The organism is Phyllobacterium sp. 22229, from assembly GCF_052056495.1.
Taxonomy (GTDB): domain Bacteria; phylum Pseudomonadota; class Alphaproteobacteria; order Rhizobiales; family Rhizobiaceae; genus Phyllobacterium; species Phyllobacterium myrsinacearum.
The window spans coordinates 399,407-419,923 of the sequence record NZ_JBQEPA010000001.1 but is presented as its reverse complement, the minus strand read 5'-3'; the positions used below and the strand labels follow the sequence as shown (position 1 = coordinate 419,923).

Here is a 20,517-nt window from a genome sequence, read left to right as displayed (position 1 = left end):
TTACTGTCCCTCCGAAATACCGGACCAGATGCCGGTTGCTGCTGTTTCCTGAACGTAGTGCGAGAAGTCACGCGGGGCGCGGCCCAGCGCCCGTTGCACGCCATCGGCGAGATATTCGTTGCGCCCGTCAAGCACCTGGGTGAAGAGCTCATTGAGCAGGCCGACGATCTCGGGCGGAAGCTGTTCCTGGGCCAACCCCTGCGCGAACTGTTCCGGCGTGATCGTCACATAGCGAATATCGCGTTTGACGGCGCTGGCGATTTCTGCCGTGGCATCGGCAAAAGTCAAGAGACGCGGCCCGGTGACCTCATAGAGCTCACCGATATGGCGATCGTCCGTCAGCGCTGCCGCCACCACGTCGGCGATATCGTTGGCATCGATGAACGGCTCGCCCACATCGCCGACCGGCAGGGCGAGTTCGCCGGCAAGGATGGAGGCCAGCATGACGTTTTCGCTGAAATTCTGGGCGAACCAGCTGGCGCGGACGATGGTCCAGTCGGCGCCGGACTGCTGAAATGCCGTTTCGGCACGCTGGGCCTCGTGCTCGCCGCGCCCCGACAGGAGCACGAGCCGCTTCACGCCATTGTCCACGGCAAGCCGCGCGAATGCCTCGACGGTCTGTGTGGCACCGGGAATGGCAATGTCCGGATAATAGGTGATGTAGGCGGCTTTGACGCCATCAAGCGCGGGAAGCCATGTGTTGCGGTCTTCCCAGTCAAAGGCCGGGTTGCCGCTGCGCGAACCGATGCGCACAGGCACATTCTGCGCGGTGAGCCGTTGCGCCACGCGGCGTCCGGTCTTGCCCGTACCGCCGACGATGAGAATGGGTTTTGCTGTCGATATGCTGTTGCTGCTGGTCATGATGATCTCCCTTGTGCAAATATGAGTAATCCTCACATTTGCAATATGTGATAAATCCTCATATTCTGCGAGTCAAGCGGAATTTGAGAACCCTGGAGATCCTGCCCATGAACGAGATTGCGTCTGTTGTGCCTGCCTCCGGCGACAGGGAAGCCACCATGCCGCGCAAGGAGCCGACGCAGCGGCGCAGCAAGGAGAGGGTGGAACGCATCCTGTCCTGTGCCTCGACGCTCATCGCCACGGGCGGCAGCGACGCCATGCGCATGAGCGACGTGGCGCAGATGGCGGAAATATCGATCGGGTCGCTCTACCAGTACTTTCCGGACAAGGGGTCGATCATCGGGACTCTGGCGGAAAGGTACAATGCACTGGGGCGCGAATGCATTGCGGACGCGCTGCAAAATGTCAGTGATATGAAGGACTTGCAGACATCTTTTGCCGAATTGATCGATACGTATCACGCGATGTTTCTGGCGGAACCCGTCATGCGCGACATCTGGTCGGGAACGCAGGCGGACAAGGCGCTGCGCGATATCGATCTGCATGACAGCCGGCTGAATGGCGCCGTGCTTGCCGCGGCGCGTTTGCGCATCAACCCGGCGGCGGACAGGGCGTGGCTGGAAAGCTCGAGTTTCCTGATCATGCATCTGGGGCAGGCCACCATGCACCTTGCGATTTCCGTCGAGCGCGGGGAAGGCGATGCGCTGGTCGAGACGTTCAAGCGGATGGTGTTGCGGGAAATGCTGGCGGGTTAGAAAAGGCATTCATGCGCTAAGCCTTTGTCTGATTGTCACCCCCCTCTGGGCTGCCGCCCATCTCCCCCACAGGGGGGGAGATCACATTGGCATCAACGCCTTTGCGCTATCTTCAATGTTGAAGATTAGCTGAAACAGCAATGACAGCTGATCTCCCCCCTTGTGGGGGAGATGGGCGGCAGCCCAGAGGGGGGTGAAAAATAATTGGGGTGAAACTTATCCACGTTCTCCCAACCCAAGTTATCCTTCTCCTCGTCCTTTCCGGCGGGAATGCTTCCGGAAACTTTCGAAAGTCGGGAAAGGATCGGCGCTTTGGCCATGCAGGGAGGAAAACCTGTGCGGCCGGGGAGGTTTGGCCCAATGGTGAAACATCGGGTGAAAACTTGAAAACGCCGGGGCGGGTGGTCCTTGGATCGCAAGCATCGCATATAGACTACCCCAAGACCCGCGTTCCAAGGACCGCCCGTCATTCTCCTCTTTCAACAGCCAGACGCATTTGCGGGCGTGGCAACGGGGAGAGAGTGCTACAGAACCACGCACTTTGTATCCCTTGGCCTATCGAACCGCTGCTGAGAGTTCCTCGACCGTGCACAGCATCGCATCACCCATATAGGCAAGGTTGGCCATCGACCGCTCTGCCGCTTCCGCGTGGCCGCCGCCGCAGGCATCGGTCAGGACAACCGGAACAAAGCCAAGATCGGCGCCGTGGCGAACCGTCGGGTCGATACCGATCTCTGTCGCTATCCCGCAGATGATGAAACTCTTCAGACCGCAGTCGCGCATGGCGATCGCCAAAGGCGTGCCTTCGAACGCCGAGAAGGTGATCTTGTCGAGAATGGCTTCATCCTCGCGAACATCAAGTTCCGGCGCAAGCGCAAAACCGGGGCTGTCGCGCAGGAACCACGGTTCGACATCGCTGGCGGATGTCTTGCGCTGCCAGGCCATCATCTGCTTGAATTGAAACACGCCGGCCATCTTTTTCGGCAGGGACATATGGCGCATGAAGAAGATGCGGATACCGGCGGAACGCGCGATCTCGAGGGTTTGCAGCACCTTGCCGAGAATGGCGCCGCCGTCCTGCATCTGCTGCAATATGCCGACCTGCATGTCATAAACGACCAGCGCCGTTGTCTCGGGCCTGACCATTTCGGCAAGAGTCTCAGGAATGGCGAGACCATTGATGTTCTGCATGAATATCCTCCGAATGTCTCCGGCGATCCTCTCCCGATCACCGCCAGCGAGAATCAACGGTAGCATTGCTGCGCCGGAAAAACAGGCCGAAGCGGCGCATTTGCGCAATCGCGCGGCCGCAAGATGGAGAAACACTTGCCTCAAGGGGCTGTTTCGACTAGCCAGTAGACAGATAAATTTAGCCAGGAATGACAGCCCAGCATGACTCTCGTTGATACCCGTACGCCCGAACCCAAGCGTTTCATTTCCGGTGCCACAGGCGACTGGGAAATTGTCGTCGGCATGGAAGTTCATGCGCAGGTCACATCCAATTCGAAGCTGTTCTCCGGTGCCTCGACAACGTTCGGTGCCGAACCCAACGAGAATGTGTCACTTATCGACGCCGCCATGCCCGGCATGCTGCCCGTCATCAATGAATGGTGCGTGCGCCAGGCGATTCGGACCGGTCTTGGCCTGAAGGCGCAGATCAACCTGAAATCGGTCTTCGACCGGAAGAACTATTTTTATCCGGATTTGCCGCAGGGTTACCAGATCTCGCAGTTCAAGCAGCCCATCGTCGGCGAAGGCACGATGCTCATTTCCGTCGGACCCGACAACAAGGGCCAGTTCGAAGATATCGAAATCGGCATCGAGCGTCTGCATCTGGAGCAGGACGCCGGCAAGTCCCTGCACGACCAGAACCCCACCATGTCCTATGTGGACCTGAACCGGTCCGGCGTGGCGCTGATGGAAATCGTCTCCAAGCCGGACATGCGCTCGGCCGACGAAGCCAAGGCGTACCTGACCAAGATGCGCACCATCGTGCGCTATCTCGGCACCTGCGACGGCAATATGGATGAAGGCTCCATGCGCGCCGACGTCAACGTGTCCGTGCGCCGTCCCGGCGGTGCGTTCGGCACCCGGTGCGAAATCAAGAACGTCAACTCGATCCGCTTTGTTGGCCAGGCGATCGACTACGAAGCCCGCCGCCAGATCGCCATTCTCGAAGATGGCGGATCGATCGATCAGGAAACGCGCCTGTTCGATCCGGTGAAGGGCGAGACGCGCTCGATGCGCACCAAGGAAGAGGCGCACGACTACCGCTATTTCCCCGATCCTGACCTTCTGCCCCTCGAATTCGAGCAGGCCTATGTGGACGAACTGCGCGCCGATCTGCCGGAACTGCCCGACGACAAGAAGGCGCGGCTTGTCTCGGCGCTGGGTCTGTCGGTCTATGACGCATCCATTCTGGTGACGGAAAAGGCAATTGCCGATTATTTCGAAGCCGTGGCTGAAGGGCGCGACGGCAAGCTTGCCGCCAACTGGGTGATCAACGATCTGCTCGGTGCGCTGAACAAGGCGGGCAAGGGCATCGAGGAATCCCCCGTATCGCCGGTCCAGCTTGGCGGGATTATCGATCTGATCCGGGAAGGCACGATTTCCGGCAAGATCGCCAAGGACCTGTTCGAGCTTGTCTGGAATGAGGGCGGCGATCCGCGGGCGCTGGTTGAAGAGCGCGGCATGAAGCAGGTAACCGACACCGGCGCCATCGAGAAAGCTGTCGATGATGTCATTGCCGCGAATCCTGATAAGGTCGAGCAGGCGAAGGCAAAGCCCACCATGGCCGGCTGGTTTGTCGGGCAGGTGATGAAGTCCACTGGTGGCAAGGCAAATCCGCAGGCTGTCAGCGATCTGGTCAAGGCAAAACTCGGGATTGTCGATTAAAGCATGTGGATTCGAAGCGCGACGAAGGACGATCTGGCAACTGTCCGTGAATTGCTCGTAGCGACCTGGCACGCCACCTATGACGATGTTTATGGCGTCGAGAAGGTCAATGCGGTCACCAATCGCTACCACTCGCTGGACGCCTTGAAAAAGCAGCTGGCCAAGCCCTATTCCGAGTTCATTCTCGCCGATGACGGCGCCGATCTCTATGGCATGGCCTATGCCTCGCAGAAGGACCACAAGCTGGCACTGCTCAACCAGCTCTACGTGCATCCGGAAAAGCAGAGCAACGGCGTAGGGTCGCTGCTTTTGGCGGAAGTGGAAAGCGCGTTTCCCGGTGTCTTCATGCTGCAGCTCGAAGTGATCGAAGCGAACCACAAGGCCCGGCGCTTCTATGAAAGCCGGGGCTTTGACCTGACCGGTGCGCGAACCGACAATTGGGGAGAGGCCAATTCCGGTATTTCCGTTCTGGTCATGGAAAAATCCCTGTCCGGATATGAGCTTGCACCGTGACCTCAGCCGCTGAACCTGTTTTCCGCCGGGCTGAACGCGCTGATTTGCCGGCGCTGATTGCGCTTTTTGCCGCCGATGCCCTGGGCGGGCATGGCGATACGGTCCATCCGGATGCGTTTGCGCGCTATGAGCGGGCCTTCGAGCGGATCGAGGCGAGCGCCAACGATATCCTTCTGGTGGGCGTCCTCGGCGGTGAGGTGGTTGCCACGGCGCAGGTCACCTTCACAACCTCGCTTCCCAGCCGCGGCCGGACCAACATGACGATTGAAGCCGTGCAGACGCGCGACGACATGCGCGGCCAGGGCATCGGCGCCAAGCTGATCCATCATTGCATTGCGCTCGGCAGGGAACGCGGCGCGGGGCTGATCCAGCTTATGTCGAACGCCAAGCGCGCGGATGCGCACCGTTTCTACGAAAGGCTGGGGTTCAAGAAGAGCCATGCCGGTTTCAAAATGGTTCTGGAAGCCCTGCCAGCGGCAACTTGACCCTTGCTATCGCCCGGCGATACGGCCATAACCCGAAGAGTTGAACGACAGAGTTCGAAGCAGGATTGCAATGAAGACCTTCCTTTTACAGTTTTTCACCTGGTGGAACAGTCAGACGATCGGTACACGCGTCTTTACCTGGCGCAAGGGTACGAAAGTCGGTGAGGACGAGTTCGGCAATGTCTATTATGAAGGCACGCAGGACTCCGAAGGCCGTACGCGCCGCTGGGTGATCTACAAGGGCTATGCGGAAGCGTCGGCCATTCCTGCTGGCTGGCACGGCTGGATTCATCATCGCGCCGAAACACCGCCATCGCGTGAAAACTACAAGGCGCATGCTTGGGAAAAGACCCACCAGCCGAACCTCACCGGTTCTGCCGCCGCCTACCGTCCGAAGGGTTCCATTGCCCATGGCGACAATCGTCCTGTTGTGACGGGCGATTATGATGCGTGGACACCGGGATCCTGAGCGGATTTTCTTCTGCCACAATTGGCGATTATCGACGGGCTGGTATGAAACCGTCCCGTCAGCCTGAACACAGCCGGAATTGAAATGATCCGTCCCAGCATGTCCTTTCTGTTCCACAGCAAAGCCCGTCTTCTCGCAGCCGGTCTGATGGCCGCCGGCCTTTGCGCACCAGCACATGCCGCCGACGACAAGATTTCCAATCCGATCGCTGTTTTTTCCGGGCTCGACAAGATCACCGGACGAATCACCTCGTTTGACGTCTATATCGACGAGACGGTTCAGTTCGGCGCGCTGCAGCTGACGCCGCGCGTATGCTATACGCGTCCGGATACGGAAACGCCGAAAACCGATACATTTGTCGAAGTGGACGAGATTACCCTCGACCGTAAGATCCGCAAGATTTTCTCCGGCTGGATGTTTGCCGACAGCCCCGGTCTCAACGCCGTCGAGCATCCCGTGTATGACGTCTGGCTCAAAGGCTGCAAACAGTCCTCGGATGTTCCCGCGCCAGCCAAAAGCTGATCGATCCCGGCACCAGGGCACCGGGATCTGGCTATCCCGCCCGATTACATCGGCTTGGCGTGGTTGATGATCCAGGGTGTGCCAAACCGGTCTACGAGCATGGCAAAGCGTGTGGCCCAGGAAGTCTCGCCTATTGGCATGGTAACGTTGCCGCCATCGCTCAACGCGGCAAAAATCCTGTCGGCCTCGGCAGCGCTATCGACATGCAGGGAAACGTGCATGCCCTGCGGCTTTTCGAAATAGGACGGCGGTGCGTCGGCCCCCATCAGTTCGTTTTCGCCGACGGTCATGTGGGCATGGATGATCAGATGTTCCGATCCGACCATTTGAACGCCTTCGGGCATGTCAGCGAAACGGGCCATGTATTCGATCTTGCCGTTCAGGACCTTCTCGTAGAATTTGAATGCTTCTTCGCATTGTCCGTTGAAACTGAGATAAGCATTGATTTTCATAACAGTTCTCCTCGCATGGATTGGGCTCTTCCCGTCCAAGGACGTATGGAGAGATCGCAACCCGACACTGTTCATCAGAAAAATAACCGGCCGGTCTGCTCCCGTCGACAGCTAGGGCCAAGGGCACAATACTACAAATTCACGCAGGGACTATGACGTTTCAGAACTCTGCTGACTGTGCGAGGGCATTGTCGAGCATCTTCTGGTACTGCCGCCGCGGCACTTCAACGGCGCCGAAGCTTTCCAGATGGGTTGTGGTGAACTGGGTGTCGAGCAGGGTAAAACCCTTTTCGATCAAATGACCAACCAGATGAACAAGACAGACCTTTGAGGCATCGCGCTGGCGCGAGAACATGCTTTCGCCGAAGAAGGCCGATCCCAGCGAGATGCCGTAGAGGCCGCCGACAAGCCGGTCCTCCTGCCACGCCTCGACCGTATGGCAATGGCCAAGGGCAAACAGCTTGCCATAGGCTTCGCGGATGGGCTGATTGATCCAGGTGCGCGCACGCTCGCCGCTGCCGCTGGCGCAGCCGTCGATCACACCGGCAAAGTCCGTATCGAAACGGATGGCAAAGCGGCCCTGGCGGATGGTTTTGCGCAGGCTGTGCGAAACGTGAAAATTCTCGAAGGGAATGATGCCGCGCCGTTCCGGACGAACCCAGAAGATTTCCGGGTTGTCGGCCTCTTCGGCCATGGGAAAGACCCCGGTTGCATAAGCGCGCAGCAGCAACTCGGGGTCGATTTTGAAGCTCTCTGCCGGGTCCTTGCCCGTCATGCCTCTTCTTCGGCGGTCGCAGGATCGCCGGCCAGATATTTTTCGAGCCAATGGATATCGTAGTCGCCGTTGGCGATATCAGGATTGTTGATCAGGTCCTGAAACAGCGGCAGCGTCGTCTTGATGCCATCCACCACGAATTCATCCAGCGCCCGGCGCAGACGCATCAGGCATTCCACGCGGTTGCGGCCATGCACGATCAGCTTGCCGATGAGGCTGTCGTAATAGGGCGGAATCTTGTAGCCGGTGTAGACGCCGGAATCGACGCGGATGCCGAGCCCACCGGGTGTGTGGTAGTGGGTGATCTTGCCGGGCGAGGGCGCAAAGGTGCGGGGGTCTTCCGCATTGATGCGGCACTCGATGGCATGGCCAAGGAAGCGGATGTCGTCCTGGGTGACGGAGAGACCGCCGCCGGAAGCAACACGGATCTGCTCGTGCACGAGATCGATGCCGGTGATGGCTTCGGTGACCGGATGCTCCACCTGCAGACGGGTGTTCATCTCGATGAAATAGAACTCGCCGTTCTCGTAGAGGAATTCGATCGTACCGGCCCCGCGATAGCCCATATCGGCCATGGCGTTGGCGCAGATCATGCCGATGCGGTCGCGCGCATCCGCATTGAGCGCCGGGGAATTGGCTTCCTCCCAGACCTTCTGGTGGCGGCGCTGCAGCGAGCAGTCGCGTTCGCCCAGATGCACGGCCTTGCCCATGCCGTCGCCCATCACCTGAACTTCGATGTGGCGCGGCTTCTGCAGGTATTTTTCGATGTAGACCGCGTCGTCGCCGAAGGCTGCACCGGCTTCCGAGCGGGCCGTCGACAGGGCAACGGAAAGCTCGTCTTCGCTCAGCGCCACCTTCATGCCGCGTCCGCCGCCACCGGCCGAAGCCTTGATGATGACGGGATAGCCGATCTCGGCAGCGATGCGCGCGGCTTCCTTGTCATCGGTCACGCCGCCATCGGAACCCGGAACGACCGGAATGCCGAGGCGTTTGGCCGTGCGCTTGGCTTCGATCTTGTCGCCCATGATGCGGATATGCGCCGCGGTGGGGCCGATGAAGGTGATGCCGTGCGCTTCGAGGATTTCCGCGAATTTTGCGTTTTCGGACAGGAAGCCGTAGCCGGGGTGAATGGCATCGGCACCGGTGATTTCGCAGGCGGCAACGATCTGGTGAATATTCAGATAGCTTTCGCGCGAAGGGGGCGGTCCAATGCAGACGCTTTCATCCGCCAGGCGGACATGCATGGCGTCGGCGTCGGCGGTCGAATGGACCGCGACAGTCTGAATGCCGAGCTCCTTGCAGGCGCGCAGGACGCGCAGGGCAATTTCGCCGCGGTTGGCTATGAGAATTTTCTGAAACATCACGCTCTCGATTTATTCGATCACAACTAGCAATTCGCCGTACTCGACCGGCTGGCTGTCCTCGATGAGAATGGCCGTGACTGTGCCGGCGCGCGGCGATGGAATCTGGTTCATCGTCTTCATGGCCTCGATGATCATTAGCGTCTGGCCTTCCTTGACCTTCGAACCAACCTCGATGAAGGCGCGGGCGCCGGGTGCCGGCGAGAGGTAGGCGGTGCCGACCATCGGCGAGGGCACTGCATTCTTTGAGGTATCACCGGCCGGCTTGGCCGCCTCGGCGGGCGCAGCGCCTGCGGCGGGAGCGGCAATGGCGGCGGGCGCCTGCGCATAGACAGCCTGCGGTGCCGCGGCCTGCATCGTGATCTGCCGCGATACGCGGATACGCAGATCGCCCTGTTCGATCTCGATGTCGGTGAGATCCGTCTCGTTCAGAATTTCTGCGAGATCACGGATCATGACCTTGTCGATCCCGGTGTTTCTGCTAGCCATGCTTTTTCAAGCCCCTTATTTCTGTTCGGCAACCCTTGTTATTGCGGTGCCGCTGCTTTGACGAGTGCGCGCAAGCCCATCACATAGCCATCCACTCCGAAGCCACATATCACCCCTTTGGCCAAAGGGGAAACGTAGGAGTGATGGCGGAATGACTCGCGCGCGTGAATATTGGACAGATGAACTTCCACCAGCGTGACGGCAGCCGCGCGAATGGCATCATGCAATGCGATTGACGTATGTGTATAGGCGGCCGGATTGATCAGGACAGCGGCGTTTTTCTCGCCTGCCTCCTGAATCCACGAGACCAGATCACCCTCATGATTGGACTGGCGGAATTCGATCCCGGCGCCAAGTTTTTCAGCCTCGGCACGGCAGAGGGCCTCGATGTCGCTCAATGTGGAAGCACCATAGATCCCCGGCTCACGCTTTCCCAGCATGTTCAGGTTCGGGCCATTGAGGACAAAAATCAGCTGTTTCATACCATACCGGACAGATTGACGGGTTTCGGAACCCGATGACGGGTCCCATATAGAGCAATGAATAGCCAAATGGAACTAGCTGTGTTTCCCGGATGGCGAAGCAATCCACAAGGAAGGTAGCAGGTCCGATGTTTATCCACCGGACGAAACTGCCTGACAAAGCGGGTGTTCGCCAGCCGGAAATTCACGCGATTGCCTGTCCGCAAATGGTTTCTGCAGTCATTGGCATGAATGCAGCATTATTTGTTGCGAATATGGCTGATTTTTTCCGCCAGCGCATCGGCACCGAGGGCACCGGGAACCACCTCATTGCCGATGACGTAGGACGGCGTGCCATTGATGTTCAGGGCATTGGCGAGATCGTAATTCTGCTGGAAGGCCTGGGCGATGTCGGGCGACTTCATCTTCTCGCGGATCGCCTTCTCGTTTCCGCCAAGCTTGACGGCAATCTGCATGGCCGCGTCTTCCGTGGCGCGGCCGTCACGGCCGAGGAGATCGCGGTGGAATTCCAGGTATTTTTCCGGCATCAAAGCCTTGAATGCCTTGGCGACGATGTGGGCCTTGGTGGAATCAGGCCCGAGGATCGGGAATTCCTTCATCACGAAGCGCAGCTTCGGGTCGCTCTTGAGCAGGGCGTCCATGTCGGGCAGGGCGCGCTTGCAATAGCCGCAATTGTAATCGAAGAACTCGACGACGGTGACATCGCCCTTGGGATTGCCGAAGACCGCATCGAGCGGCGAGTTGAACAGCTTGTCGCGGTTCTGGCTGATGACCTGGCCCTGCGCCTGCTGCTGGGAGGCTTCCTGCTTGGCGCTGAGCGCCGCCTGCGCTTCGAGCAGCACTTCCGGATTCTTGATCAGGTAATCCTTGATGATGGCTTCCACTTCCGCGCGGTTGACGGTCGAGGACATGGCGGGCTGCGGCGTTGCAGCCGTGCTGGTCTGTGCCATGACAGCCTGTTGGCTGAAACCGAGTGCAGCCAGGACCGCGAGGCCTGCGGATGCACTTACCAGAGCGACTTTTTTCATAACGTCATGTCCTTGTTTGTATCAGTGTCGGCAAAAAGCAGGATGATCCTGCTCAATTGCGCTTGGAATTGATGATGTCCTGGGCGCGAACCCAGTCCGGTGATCCCTTGGCAAGGGCGCGCTGGGCCCTTATGGCGAAGATTTGCGCGTCCTGGATCTTGCCGGAATAGTATTTCTCCTCGGCCGCGGCGAGGTCCGAACGCGGCCCGTCGCCAAGCTGGCCATAGGCCTGCGCCAGATAGCCATACCCGTCGGGGAATTCGCGGTCCCGGTCGATCCCGGCCTGGATTTCCTTGATCGAAGCCTTCAGGTTGGCGGGCGTGCCGCTCAGCATCAGCGCGCGGCCATAGGCCATGCGGATGAGGCTCGATTTGCGTGGATCGAGCGTACCGGCCTTCTTGTAGGCGGCAGCCGCCTCCATGACCTTGTTCTGCTTCAGGAGGATTTCACCGCGCATTTCCTGAAAGTAGGGATTTTTTGGCTGCTCGCGGATGAGCGCATCGATTTTCGTAAGTGCTTCCTGCGACGAGCCGTTGAGGTAGGTGGCAATGGCGCTGCCATAGCGGGCGCCGATATTGTTCGGGTCCTTGCGGAAGTTCTGCAGCACGCTGGCGCCGCCGCCGGTATAGGCGGCGATCTTGCCGCGCATCAGGTCGTGACGCTGCTGCAGCGCGGGGCTGTCCGCCTTGTCGAAATAGGGACTGGCGCGGGCGAGCGTTTCCAGATTGGCGATGCGCTCGCGCGGCATGGGGTGGCTGATGCGGTAGGGATCGGTGCGCGTGCCGCTGAGCGACAGGGCGTTGGAGAAACGCTCGAATGTCGTCAACATGCCTTTTGCCGATTGTCCGGTGTTGGCGAGATAGGTGATTGCCGAGCGGTCCGCCGCCATTTCTTCCGTGCGCTGATAGCTGAGCAGGCTGCGCATGGCGATCTCCGTGCCGCCCATGGCCACGCCGGTCCCGGCCTGGGCCACGCCGCTTTGCTTCGTCGCGGCGCCCGCAACGGCGGCGCCAAGGCCAAGCAGCCCGGCAACGACCGCCATCGTCTTGGCGCGCGACATCTGCTCGCGCAGCTGGAACTGGTGCCCGCCGGCCAGATGCCCGGTTTCATGGGCGAGAACGCCGATGATCTCATTGGGTGTCTCGGCCTGCAGCAGGGCGCCGGTGTTGATGAAAATGCGCCGTCCGTCCACAAACGCATTGAAACTGCTGTTGTTGACGAGAACGATGCGGATGGCATGCTTGCCAAGGCCCGCCGTGTTGATGATCGGCGTGGCGTAGTCGGTCACCAGCGCTTCGATTTCGGCATCCCGGACAATGGGAAGGTTGGATTGCGCCGCAGCAATGCCCGTCTGGACCAGGCTGACAGCGCCCGCAACGAGGGCCGCGACCGTGCTGCGCGCCATGGCAGTGAACGATTGACGGGAAATGATCTGTCGAACTGTCATCATGGCTTATACGTATCGAAGTCGGACTTTGAAGGAAAGAGAAGCAAACCGTGTTCTCTTTTTTGTGAGATGGCGGATTATTCCGGCAAATCTGAGGCCTGGACCCTGTCCTGCTTAGGGAAGAGGCGGGGCCTGATAAAGAAGAACCGGCAAAGATGCCGGTTCTCCAGTTCAGTTATCCACGCGTTTCTGGCTCTCAGAAGAAACCCTTCTTCTGCCACCAGCCGCGCTTGGGAGCGGCTTCGCCGTCCTTCTTGTCCTTGGCCGTGGTCGAGGTGACCACCGGGGTGCTGTTGTCCGCCTTCGCCGGTTCGGCCTGCGCAGGCGCAGCGGGTTCCGGTTCGATTTCTGCCGGAGCGGCAGCCGGTGCTTCCGCTTCGACCTCTGGTGCCGGCTCGGCAACCGTTTCCCCGGCAACGGCCTTCTTCGCGGTCTTGCGCGGTGCGCGTTTCGGCTTGGCTGGAGCCTCGGCTTCGGCTTCCACGGGCGCAGCCTCTGCTGTGGCTTCTGCGACCGGCTCGGCTCCCGCCTTGGCGCGCGGCTTGCGGCGGGAAGGCTTTTTGGCCGGGGCTTCCTCGGCAACCGCCGGTTCCGCATCCGCAACGGCTTCAACCACCGTGCTTTCAACGACAACTGTCTCTTCAACCGCAGCCGCCGGCTTGCTGAAATCGGGCAGGGGAATAGTTACGAAGACCGGTTCGGCATCGGGCACGGATTTGGCTGCGATCTCCTGATCGTCGCCATCTTCCGGACGCCGGTTCTTGCGTCCGCCGCGACGGCCGCGCCGGCGCTTCTTGCGGCGTTCATTCTCTTCCTCGCGGGCTTTGGTTGCCGCGGCATCCTCGCCCTCGACAGCCGGAACATCCGCATCGTCGCCATCGGTGTCGCCGCGCACGGCCTGGCCAGGTTCACCGGCTGCCGCTTCCTGACGGTCACGGCCGCCGCGCCGCCGCCGCTTGCGCCGGCGTTTGCGCGACGATTCGTCGTGATCGCCCGAACGGGCGGTGTCACCCGGCTGGGCTTCGCTGTCGGCGTCTTCGTCGATCTCCTCGATCACCGGATCGCTCTCGTCAAAGTCGTCGGCAAGGCCAAGCGCCGGTGTTTCGCTGAGCGGAACGACCGGGCCAACGGCAATGGAGCCCTTGTCGATGGCAAAATGCTGCGCACCCACGCTGTCGTCGGCCTCGATGCTGATCGTCAGGCCGAAACGGGCCTCCAGATCGGCAAGGTTCTGACGCTTGTGGTTGAGCACATACAGCGCCGTTGCAACCGTGGTGCGAACGATGATGTTGTTCTGCGAATGGCGCAGCAGGTATTCTTCGATCGAGCGCATGACATGCAGCGCGATGGAGGAGGCGGAGCGCACATGGCCGGTGCCGCCGCAATGCGAGCAGATCTGCGTGGTGCTTTCCAGCACGCTGGCGCGGATGCGCTGGCGCGACATTTCAAGCAGGCCGAAGTGCGAAATGCGGCCGACCTGGATGCGGGCGCGATCGTCCTTCAGGCAATCCTTCAGGCGCTTTTCCACTGCACGGTTGTTGCGGTTTTCTTCCATGTCGATGAAATCGATGACGATCAGACCGGCAAGATCGCGCAACCGCAACTGGCGCGCGACTTCATCTGCCGCTTCAAGATTCGTCTGCAAGGCCGTGTCTTCAATCGAATGTTCGCGCGTTGACCGCCCGGAGTTGACGTCGATTGCAACCAGCGCTTCCGTCTGGTTGATGATGATGTAACCGCCGGATTTCAGCGTCACCTGCGGTTGCAGCATGCGGTCGAGCTGCGCTTCGATGCCGTTGCGCGCAAAGATCGGCGTCAGTTCGCGATAGGGCTGCACCACCTTGGCATGGCTCGGCATGAGCATGCGCATGAAGTCCTTGGCCTCGCGATAACCGTTTTCACCGGCCACGAGAATTTCCGTGATGTCCTTGTTGTAGAGATCGCGGATGGAGCGCTTGATCAGGCTGCCTTCCTCGTAGACGAGGGTCGGCGCGCTGGAGGCGAGGGTGAGGCTGCGGACATTTTCCCACAGGCGCATCAGATATTCGTAGTCGCGCTTCACTTCCGGCTTGGTGCGCATTGCACCGGCCGTGCGCAGGATCACACCCATGCCCTTGGGCACTTCGAGGTCCTTGACGATATCCTTCAGGCGCTTGCGGTCCTGAATGCTGGTGATCTTGCGCGAAATGCCGCCGCCGCGTGCGGTGTTCGGCATCAGAACCGAATAGCGGCCGGCGAGCGAGAGATATGTGGTCAGGGCTGCGCCCTTGTTGCCGCGTTCTTCCTTGACGACCTGAACCAGCAGGATCTGCCGGCGCTTGATCACGTCCTGGATGTTGTACTGGCGGCGCTGGAAGCGCTGATGCGTCGGAACTTCTTCCATGGCATCTTCGGCGCCGATGGAATCGACTTCGTCGAGCTCGTCGTGCTGCTCTTCCTTGTCGTCCTGCGAACGGCGTTTCGACCGCCGCGGCTGGTGGTCGCCGTCGTCAGCCTTTTCAGCGGCATCACTGGCAGCGTCAACCGCATCGTCGGCATCGACGACAACGGCTTCGGAAATAACATCGGCGTCGATGGCGGCAGCGAGCGTCTGTCCGCCATTGTTTTCGGAGGACGGATTTTCATCCGATGCAGCCTGCTCCGATGATTCATGGCTGTCGCCGGCATCATCGGCGGCGGCGTTTTCATCATCCGCCGATTCGAGCTTGACCGATTCGTCGCCCTGGCGCGTACCGCGGCGGCTGCGGCGGCGATTGCGTTGTCCGCGATCGTTGCGATCACGGGCGCGCTGTTCACCGGCTGCTTCCTCGTGGTCTTCGTCCTGGCTGGCTGCCTCGGCTTCCGCCTCGATCAGAGCCTGACGATCCGCCATTGGAATCTGGTAATAGTCAGGATGGATTTCGCTGAAGGCGAGAAAGCCATGGCGATTGCCGCCATATTCAACGAAAGCTGCCTGAAGCGATGGTTCTACACGTGTGACACGCGCGAGATAGATATTGCCTTTGATCTGTTTCTTGTGTTCCGACTCAAAGTCAAATTCTTCAATCCGGTTGCCGCGAACCACGACAACGCGCGTTTCCTCCTGGTGGGAGGCGTCGATTAGCATTTTGTCCGACATTATAATTCTTCTCCCCGGCTGAAACGCTCAAAACGCGGGACAACCGGGACGCCCAAAGGGGTGCCGGAGCCGCGTTTTCACATTTGCCGGATATATTAAGGTTCGCAGAAACAGACAGACACGGCATCACGCGGCGTTGCTTTTCAGCACCCGCGGCGTTCAAGCCGGTAATAGTCACGTCTGTATCAAACATTTCTGTTCCTGACGAAACGACCTCTACGAATGGCATGCTTTGAAGCATTGCCGACCCGTTACTGCGCCGTGCGTCTTTTCGGACGCACAGAGACGCAGTAACACCTAAGATTGCGCATAATCCTTATCCAAAAATCGAAAATGATTTCTGGGGTTATGCGGTAACACCCTCGAAAGGGCTGGCTCGACGCGCCTTGTCTGCGCCATCTGCCGTTCACACAAAGCGCAGCCGACATTCCCTGTCTGCTCACGCCAAATTCTTTTCCGGTTACCACAGCGATGCTTCGCTTCTGCCACTCCGTGTCTCTGCCTTCAGTGCCAGCCGGCCAATGGCCGTGACATAGCGAGCATGATTCCGGATGGCGGAAAGTAACCCACCTTTGCTTTTAGGAGGTGTGTCGCGTTATGACAAGGCCTTCTTCATAATCGTGTCATCGGTATGGCACAGAAGTGGCGGTCGCGATGGCGGGGGAATAGCGGGGATAGGCGGTTAATAAGACTAAATTAACCACGACGGGTTACTCATCGTTCACATATAATGTGGCTCCGTCTGATACGAAATAGCACCAGAGGGGATGATTGCCCGGCACATGCCGGCGTCCATCTGCAATGACATGAATGTGATCTGCCGGTTTTTGGTAACAGTCTTTCTGGCTTCGGTTGCTGTCATGCAGTCGAACCAGGGCGTCTTTGCGGCCAATGATCTGGCGGCGCTGACCTATCAGGCGGCGGGCGACGAGCTGCGAACCCGCGTTGTCATCAATTTCGACCATGAGCCTGAAGTGTCGACGCTGCTGCTGGGCGAGCCGCATCGCCTGGTGATCGATCTGCCGAAAACGGTCTTTGCCTTTGACAAGAAGTCGGTCGAGCCGCGCGGCCTGATCGACAATGTGCGCTACGGGATGATCAGCGATGCGCGTTCGCGGCTGATCTTCACGGTCAAGGGGCCATTCCGTGTCGAGCGCATCGATGTTCTCAAGAATGACAACAGCCCGGGCTATCGTCTCGTTGCCGATCTCGTCGCCTCGTCGGACCGGCAATTTGCCGAAGCGCTCAAAAACCAGAATGCCACCACGGCGTCGACGCAGGTTGGTGCCAAGGGCGACCGTCTTGCCAGTACGGCGGCAGAAGAAGTCGGCAAGGCGCCGAAGCCGTTCACCGTCGTCGTGGATGCCGGGCATGGCGGCATAGACAGCGGCGCCGAAAGCACCGGCGGCATCATGGAAAAGGACGTCACCCTGATGTTCGCACGCGAGCTGCGCGACCAGCTGCGCAAAATTCCGGGCCTGCGGATCGAGATGACCCGTGACAGCGATGAATTCCTGCGCCTGACGGAGCGCGTGCGCATTGCCCGGCAATACGAGGCTGATCTGTTCATCTCGGTGCACGCCGACACGATCAACCAGCGCAACATCCGCGGGGCAACGGTCTATACGGTTTCAGACAAGGCATCCGATGCCGCATCGCGGGCCATGGCCGACCGCGAAAACAAGGCCGATGCGGTTGCCGGTGTCGCCTTTGACAACGAGACGCCGGAGATTGCCGATATTCTCATGGATCTGACCCGGCGCGAGACGCATACATTTTCGCTCAGTTTCGCCAAGGGGGTGGTGCGGGCGCTCAAGGGCGACGTGAACATGATCAACAATCCGCATCGCTTTGCCGGATTCCAGGTGCTGCGCGCGCCTGACGTGCCGTCCGTGCTGGTTGAAATCGGCTATCTGTCGAATGATGAAGACGCAAAACTGATGCTTGACCCGGCATGGCGGACCCATGTGGCTGAGCGGCTTGCTGCAGCCGTGGGCGAATTTTCAGGAAAAAAGACAGCGGGCGCATCGAATTGACAGTTTCCGACAGCGTTCATGCAACGATTGACCATAACGCAGTTTGCCGGGCCTAATATACTTGTGCGTGCGTTGCCGAAACTCCACAATTGGTATTTAAATTGTGCGCAGAACCGGGTTGTCCTTGCCTTTGTCACATTTGTCGCTCAATTGCGTCACTGAAATTGCCGGGCGTTGTGTAATCCGGTTGAGTGCCGGGAAAACCACGTCCCGGCGTGCAATTTGCATTGACCAAGATCGTGCATCGACTATCGACATGCCAAATGGATGAAACGGGTTCCGGATACAAATGATACGCTTGATCGGATATTTTTTCGGAATCGGTACCGTCGTCGCGTTGCTGGCCGCAGGCGGCGCAGCGCTCTATGTGGTCAAGGTATCCAAAGACCTGCCTGACTATGAAGTTCTGGCCAAGTACGAGCCGCCTGTCATGACGCGCATTCACGCGTCCGATGGAGCGCTGATGGCCGAATTCGCCAGGCAGCGCCGGCTTTACCTGCCAATCCAGGCCATTCCCGACCGGGTGAAGGCGGCATTCGTGTCGGCGGAAGACAAGAATTTCTATCAGCATCCCGGCATCGACATCAGCGGCCTTGCCCGCGCGATCATCGTCAACGTGCAGAACTGGGGCTCGCGCCGCCCGGTCGGTGCCTCCACCATCACCCAGCAGGTGGCGAAGAATTTCCTTCTGTCGTCCGACCAGACGATGGGCCGCAAGGTGAAGGAGGCAATCCTGTCCTTCCGCATCGAGCAGGCCTATTCGAAGGACCGTATTCTCGAACTCTATCTCAACGAAATCTTTTTCGGTCTGAATTCCTACGGTATCGCCGGTGCGGCACTGACCTATTACAACAAGTCGGTCAACGAGCTTACCATCGCCGAGGCGGCCTATCTGGCTGCGCTGCCCAAGGGACCGTCCAACTATCATCCCTTCCGCCAGACGGAGCGGGCGCTCGAACGCCGCAACTGGGTGATCGACCGCATGGCCGAGAACGGCTACATCACAACGGACGAAGCCAAGACAGCCAAGACCGAACCGCTGGGCGTAACCCCGCGCCATACCGGCAACTACCTGTTCGCCTCTGAATATTTTACGGAAGAAGTCCGCCGCCAGATCATCGGCAAGTATGGTGAAAACGCGCTCTACGAGGGCGGCTTGTCCGTGCGGACGACGCTCGACCCGAAGATGCAGGTGCAGGCCCGCGCCGCCCTGCAGCACGGGCTGTTCAAATATGACGAGGCCAAGGGGTATCGCGGCCCGTACAAGACGATTTCCACCATCGGCGACTGGGGTATTCCCCTGGCCGAGATCAAGGCATTCTCCGACGTTCCGGACTGGCAGCTCGCGGTTATCCTCGAGGTGACGCCAACCCAGGCTGTCATCGGTCTGCAGCCCGAGCGCAACGATGCCAATGGTCTGGTTGCCGAGCGCAAGAAGGGCACGATTGCCGCCGCCGACATCAAATGGGCGTTCCGTTTGCTCAAGGCCGGCAAAGCCAGCTCGGTAAAGTCGCTTGACGGCGTGTTCAAGCCCGGCGACGTGGTGTTCGTGCAGAAGAAGGAAGGCAGCGATACGGCCTACGACCTGCATCAGATACCGGGAATCGAAGGCGCAATGGTTGCCATGGACCCGCATACGGGCCGTGTGCTGGCGATGGTCGGCGGCTTCTCCTTTGCCGAATCGGAATTCAACCGCGCCACGCAGGCGATGCGGCAGCCGGGTTCGTCGTTCAAGCCGTTCGTCTATTCGGCCGCGCTGGACAATGGCTATACCCCGGCATCGGTGGTGCTCGATGGCCCGATCTCGATCGATCAGGGCGGCAGTCTCGGCGTCTGGGCGCCGAAGAACTATGGCGGCAACTTTGCCGGTCCGTCCACCCTGCGCTATGGCATCGAGCAGTCGCGCAACCTGATGACGGTGCGCCTGGCGCAGGACATGGGCATGAAGCTGGTTGCCGAATATGCCGAACGCTTCGGCATCTATGACAAGATGCTGCCGGTTCTGGCCATGGCGCTCGGATCGGGTGAAACCACGGTCATGCGCATGGTGACGGGCTATTCGATCATCGCCAATGGCGGACGTAAGATCACGCCATCGATCATCGACCGCGTGCAGGACCGGTACGGCAAGACCATCTTCAAACATGATGAACGCAAATGCGACAACTGCACCGCCGAGGACTGGAAGAACCAGCCGGAGCCGGAGCTGGTCGACGACCGCGACCAGGTGCTCGATCCGATGACCGCCTATCAGATCACGTCGATGATGGAAGGCGTCATCCAGCGCGGTACGGCAACCATCCTGAAGAGCCTCAACCGTCCGATCGCCGGCAAGACCGGTACGACGAACGACGAAAAGGACGCCTGGTTCATCGGCTTCACGCCGGACCTCGTTGTTGGCCTGTATATGGGGTATGACACCCCGACGCCGATGGGTCACGGCGGCACCGGCGGCGGCCTTGCCACCCCGGTCTTCAAGGATTTCATGGACGCTGCCATGAAGGGCCAGCGTTCGGTTGATTTCCGCGTGCCGGAAGGCATGACGGTTGTGGCGATCGACCGCAAGACCGGCATGCGCGCCACCGAAGGCCAGCCCAATGTGATCATGGAAGCCTTCAAGCCGGGCACGGGTCCTGCGGACAGCTATTCCGTCATCGGAGCCAATTCCTTCTCCGAAGGCGCGCCTGTCGAGGTGCAGTCCCCGAACGTCAACAGGGTCATTCAGGGCGGCGGCGGCGGACTTTTCTGACCGCCGGGACCGGTGAATTTTCGTAAAGTCTGAAGACTTTACATCGCGCGGACCAGTGAATATGGTCCGCCGCAATTGGA

18 protein-coding genes are annotated in these 20,517 nt (G+C 59.7%); 8 read left to right on the top strand and 10 right to left on the bottom strand.

Annotated elements, in window-relative coordinates:
- On the bottom strand, positions 1–861 hold the full coding sequence (locus ACTJJ7_RS02135; protein WP_440965043.1) for an NAD(P)H-binding protein: 861 nt from the start codon (positions 859–861) through the stop codon (positions 1–3).
- A 107-nt stretch (positions 862–968) separates the two neighbouring features.
- Between ACTJJ7_RS02135 and ACTJJ7_RS02130 the strand changes: the two genes are divergently transcribed.
- The gene (locus ACTJJ7_RS02130; protein ID WP_440965042.1) at positions 969–1,616 is read left to right on the top strand and encodes a TetR family transcriptional regulator; all 648 of its coding nucleotides are present in this window, start codon (positions 969–971) and stop codon (positions 1,614–1,616) included.
- Positions 1,617–2,171: 555 nt separating this feature from the next.
- Here the strand turns inward: ACTJJ7_RS02130 and ACTJJ7_RS02125 are convergent.
- The gene (locus tag ACTJJ7_RS02125; RefSeq protein ID WP_440965040.1) at positions 2,172–2,807 is read right to left on the bottom strand and encodes a cysteine hydrolase family protein; all 636 of its coding nucleotides are present in this window, start codon (positions 2,805–2,807) and stop codon (positions 2,172–2,174) included.
- A gap of 201 nt (positions 2,808–3,008) precedes the next feature.
- On the opposite strand from ACTJJ7_RS02125, the gene gatB reads away from it, so the two are divergent.
- The 5 genes from gatB (at position 3,009) to ACTJJ7_RS02100 (ending at position 6,500) form a co-directional block, all read left to right on the top strand.
- On the top strand, positions 3,009–4,511 hold the full coding sequence (gene gatB, locus ACTJJ7_RS02120; RefSeq protein WP_440965038.1) for an Asp-tRNA(Asn)/Glu-tRNA(Gln) amidotransferase subunit GatB: 1,503 nt from the start codon (positions 3,009–3,011) through the stop codon (positions 4,509–4,511).
- A 3-nt stretch (positions 4,512–4,514) separates the two neighbouring features.
- Positions 4,515–5,024, top strand: a complete 510-nt coding sequence (locus ACTJJ7_RS02115) for a GNAT family N-acetyltransferase (RefSeq protein WP_105732633.1) — start codon at positions 4,515–4,517, stop codon at positions 5,022–5,024.
- The gene (locus ACTJJ7_RS02110) at positions 5,021–5,509 is read left to right on the top strand and encodes a GNAT family N-acetyltransferase (RefSeq protein WP_440965036.1); all 489 of its coding nucleotides are present in this window, start codon (positions 5,021–5,023) and stop codon (positions 5,507–5,509) included. Before ACTJJ7_RS02115 ends, ACTJJ7_RS02110 begins: the two co-directional genes overlap by 4 nt.
- A gap of 70 nt (positions 5,510–5,579) precedes the next feature.
- On the top strand, positions 5,580–5,978 hold the full coding sequence (locus ACTJJ7_RS02105; RefSeq protein WP_105732635.1) for an NADH:ubiquinone oxidoreductase subunit NDUFA12: 399 nt from the start codon (positions 5,580–5,582) through the stop codon (positions 5,976–5,978).
- 84 nt (positions 5,979–6,062) lie between these two features.
- Positions 6,063–6,500, top strand: a complete 438-nt coding sequence (locus ACTJJ7_RS02100) for a DUF2155 domain-containing protein (protein ID WP_440965034.1) — start codon at positions 6,063–6,065, stop codon at positions 6,498–6,500.
- A gap of 44 nt (positions 6,501–6,544) precedes the next feature.
- On the opposite strand, the gene ACTJJ7_RS02095 is transcribed toward ACTJJ7_RS02100, so the two are convergent.
- The 8 genes from ACTJJ7_RS02095 to ACTJJ7_RS02060 form a co-directional block, all read right to left on the bottom strand.
- Positions 6,545–6,952: a VOC family protein gene (locus ACTJJ7_RS02095; RefSeq protein ID WP_440965032.1), complete on the bottom strand. Its 408-nt coding sequence runs from the start codon at positions 6,950–6,952 to the stop codon at positions 6,545–6,547.
- A gap of 160 nt (positions 6,953–7,112) precedes the next feature.
- Positions 7,113–7,727, bottom strand: coding sequence for a leucyl/phenylalanyl-tRNA--protein transferase (gene aat / locus ACTJJ7_RS02090; RefSeq protein WP_440965030.1), 615 nt, complete (start codon positions 7,725–7,727; stop codon positions 7,113–7,115).
- Positions 7,724–9,088: an acetyl-CoA carboxylase biotin carboxylase subunit gene (gene accC / locus ACTJJ7_RS02085; RefSeq protein ID WP_114949233.1), complete on the bottom strand. Its 1,365-nt coding sequence runs from the start codon at positions 9,086–9,088 to the stop codon at positions 7,724–7,726. The genes aat and accC overlap by 4 nt, the downstream gene beginning before the upstream one ends.
- Before the next feature lie 12 nt (positions 9,089–9,100).
- Positions 9,101–9,577 carry an acetyl-CoA carboxylase biotin carboxyl carrier protein gene (gene accB, locus ACTJJ7_RS02080; protein WP_114949232.1) on the bottom strand — a complete coding sequence of 159 codons (477 nt, stop codon included), beginning with the start codon at positions 9,575–9,577 and terminating at the stop codon, positions 9,101–9,103.
- A gap of 38 nt (positions 9,578–9,615) precedes the next feature.
- Positions 9,616–10,059 (bottom strand): type II 3-dehydroquinate dehydratase, encoded by a 444-nt coding sequence (gene aroQ, locus ACTJJ7_RS02075; RefSeq protein ID WP_105732638.1) that lies wholly within the window; start codon positions 10,057–10,059, stop codon positions 9,616–9,618.
- A gap of 239 nt (positions 10,060–10,298) precedes the next feature.
- Complete coding sequence (locus ACTJJ7_RS02070) at positions 10,299–11,087, bottom strand: DsbA family protein (RefSeq protein ID WP_105732639.1); 789 nt, start codon at positions 11,085–11,087, stop codon at positions 10,299–10,301.
- Positions 11,088–11,139: 52 nt separating this feature from the next.
- Positions 11,140–12,534, bottom strand: coding sequence for a M48 family metalloprotease (locus tag ACTJJ7_RS02065; protein WP_440965110.1), 1,395 nt, complete (start codon positions 12,532–12,534; stop codon positions 11,140–11,142).
- Between the two features lie 196 nt (positions 12,535–12,730).
- The gene (locus ACTJJ7_RS02060) at positions 12,731–15,652 is read right to left on the bottom strand and encodes an Rne/Rng family ribonuclease (protein ID WP_440965028.1); all 2,922 of its coding nucleotides are present in this window, start codon (positions 15,650–15,652) and stop codon (positions 12,731–12,733) included.
- A 782-nt stretch (positions 15,653–16,434) separates the two neighbouring features.
- On the opposite strand from ACTJJ7_RS02060, the gene ACTJJ7_RS02055 reads away from it, so the two are divergent.
- Both ACTJJ7_RS02055 and ACTJJ7_RS02050 read left to right on the top strand, forming a co-directional pair.
- On the top strand, positions 16,435–17,688 hold the full coding sequence (locus ACTJJ7_RS02055) for an N-acetylmuramoyl-L-alanine amidase (RefSeq protein ID WP_245420978.1): 1,254 nt from the start codon (positions 16,435–16,437) through the stop codon (positions 17,686–17,688).
- Between the two features lie 289 nt (positions 17,689–17,977).
- Complete coding sequence (locus tag ACTJJ7_RS02050) at positions 17,978–20,437, top strand: penicillin-binding protein 1A (RefSeq protein ID WP_105732642.1); 2,460 nt, start codon at positions 17,978–17,980, stop codon at positions 20,435–20,437.
- The last annotated feature ends 80 nt before the right edge of the window (positions 20,438–20,517 follow it).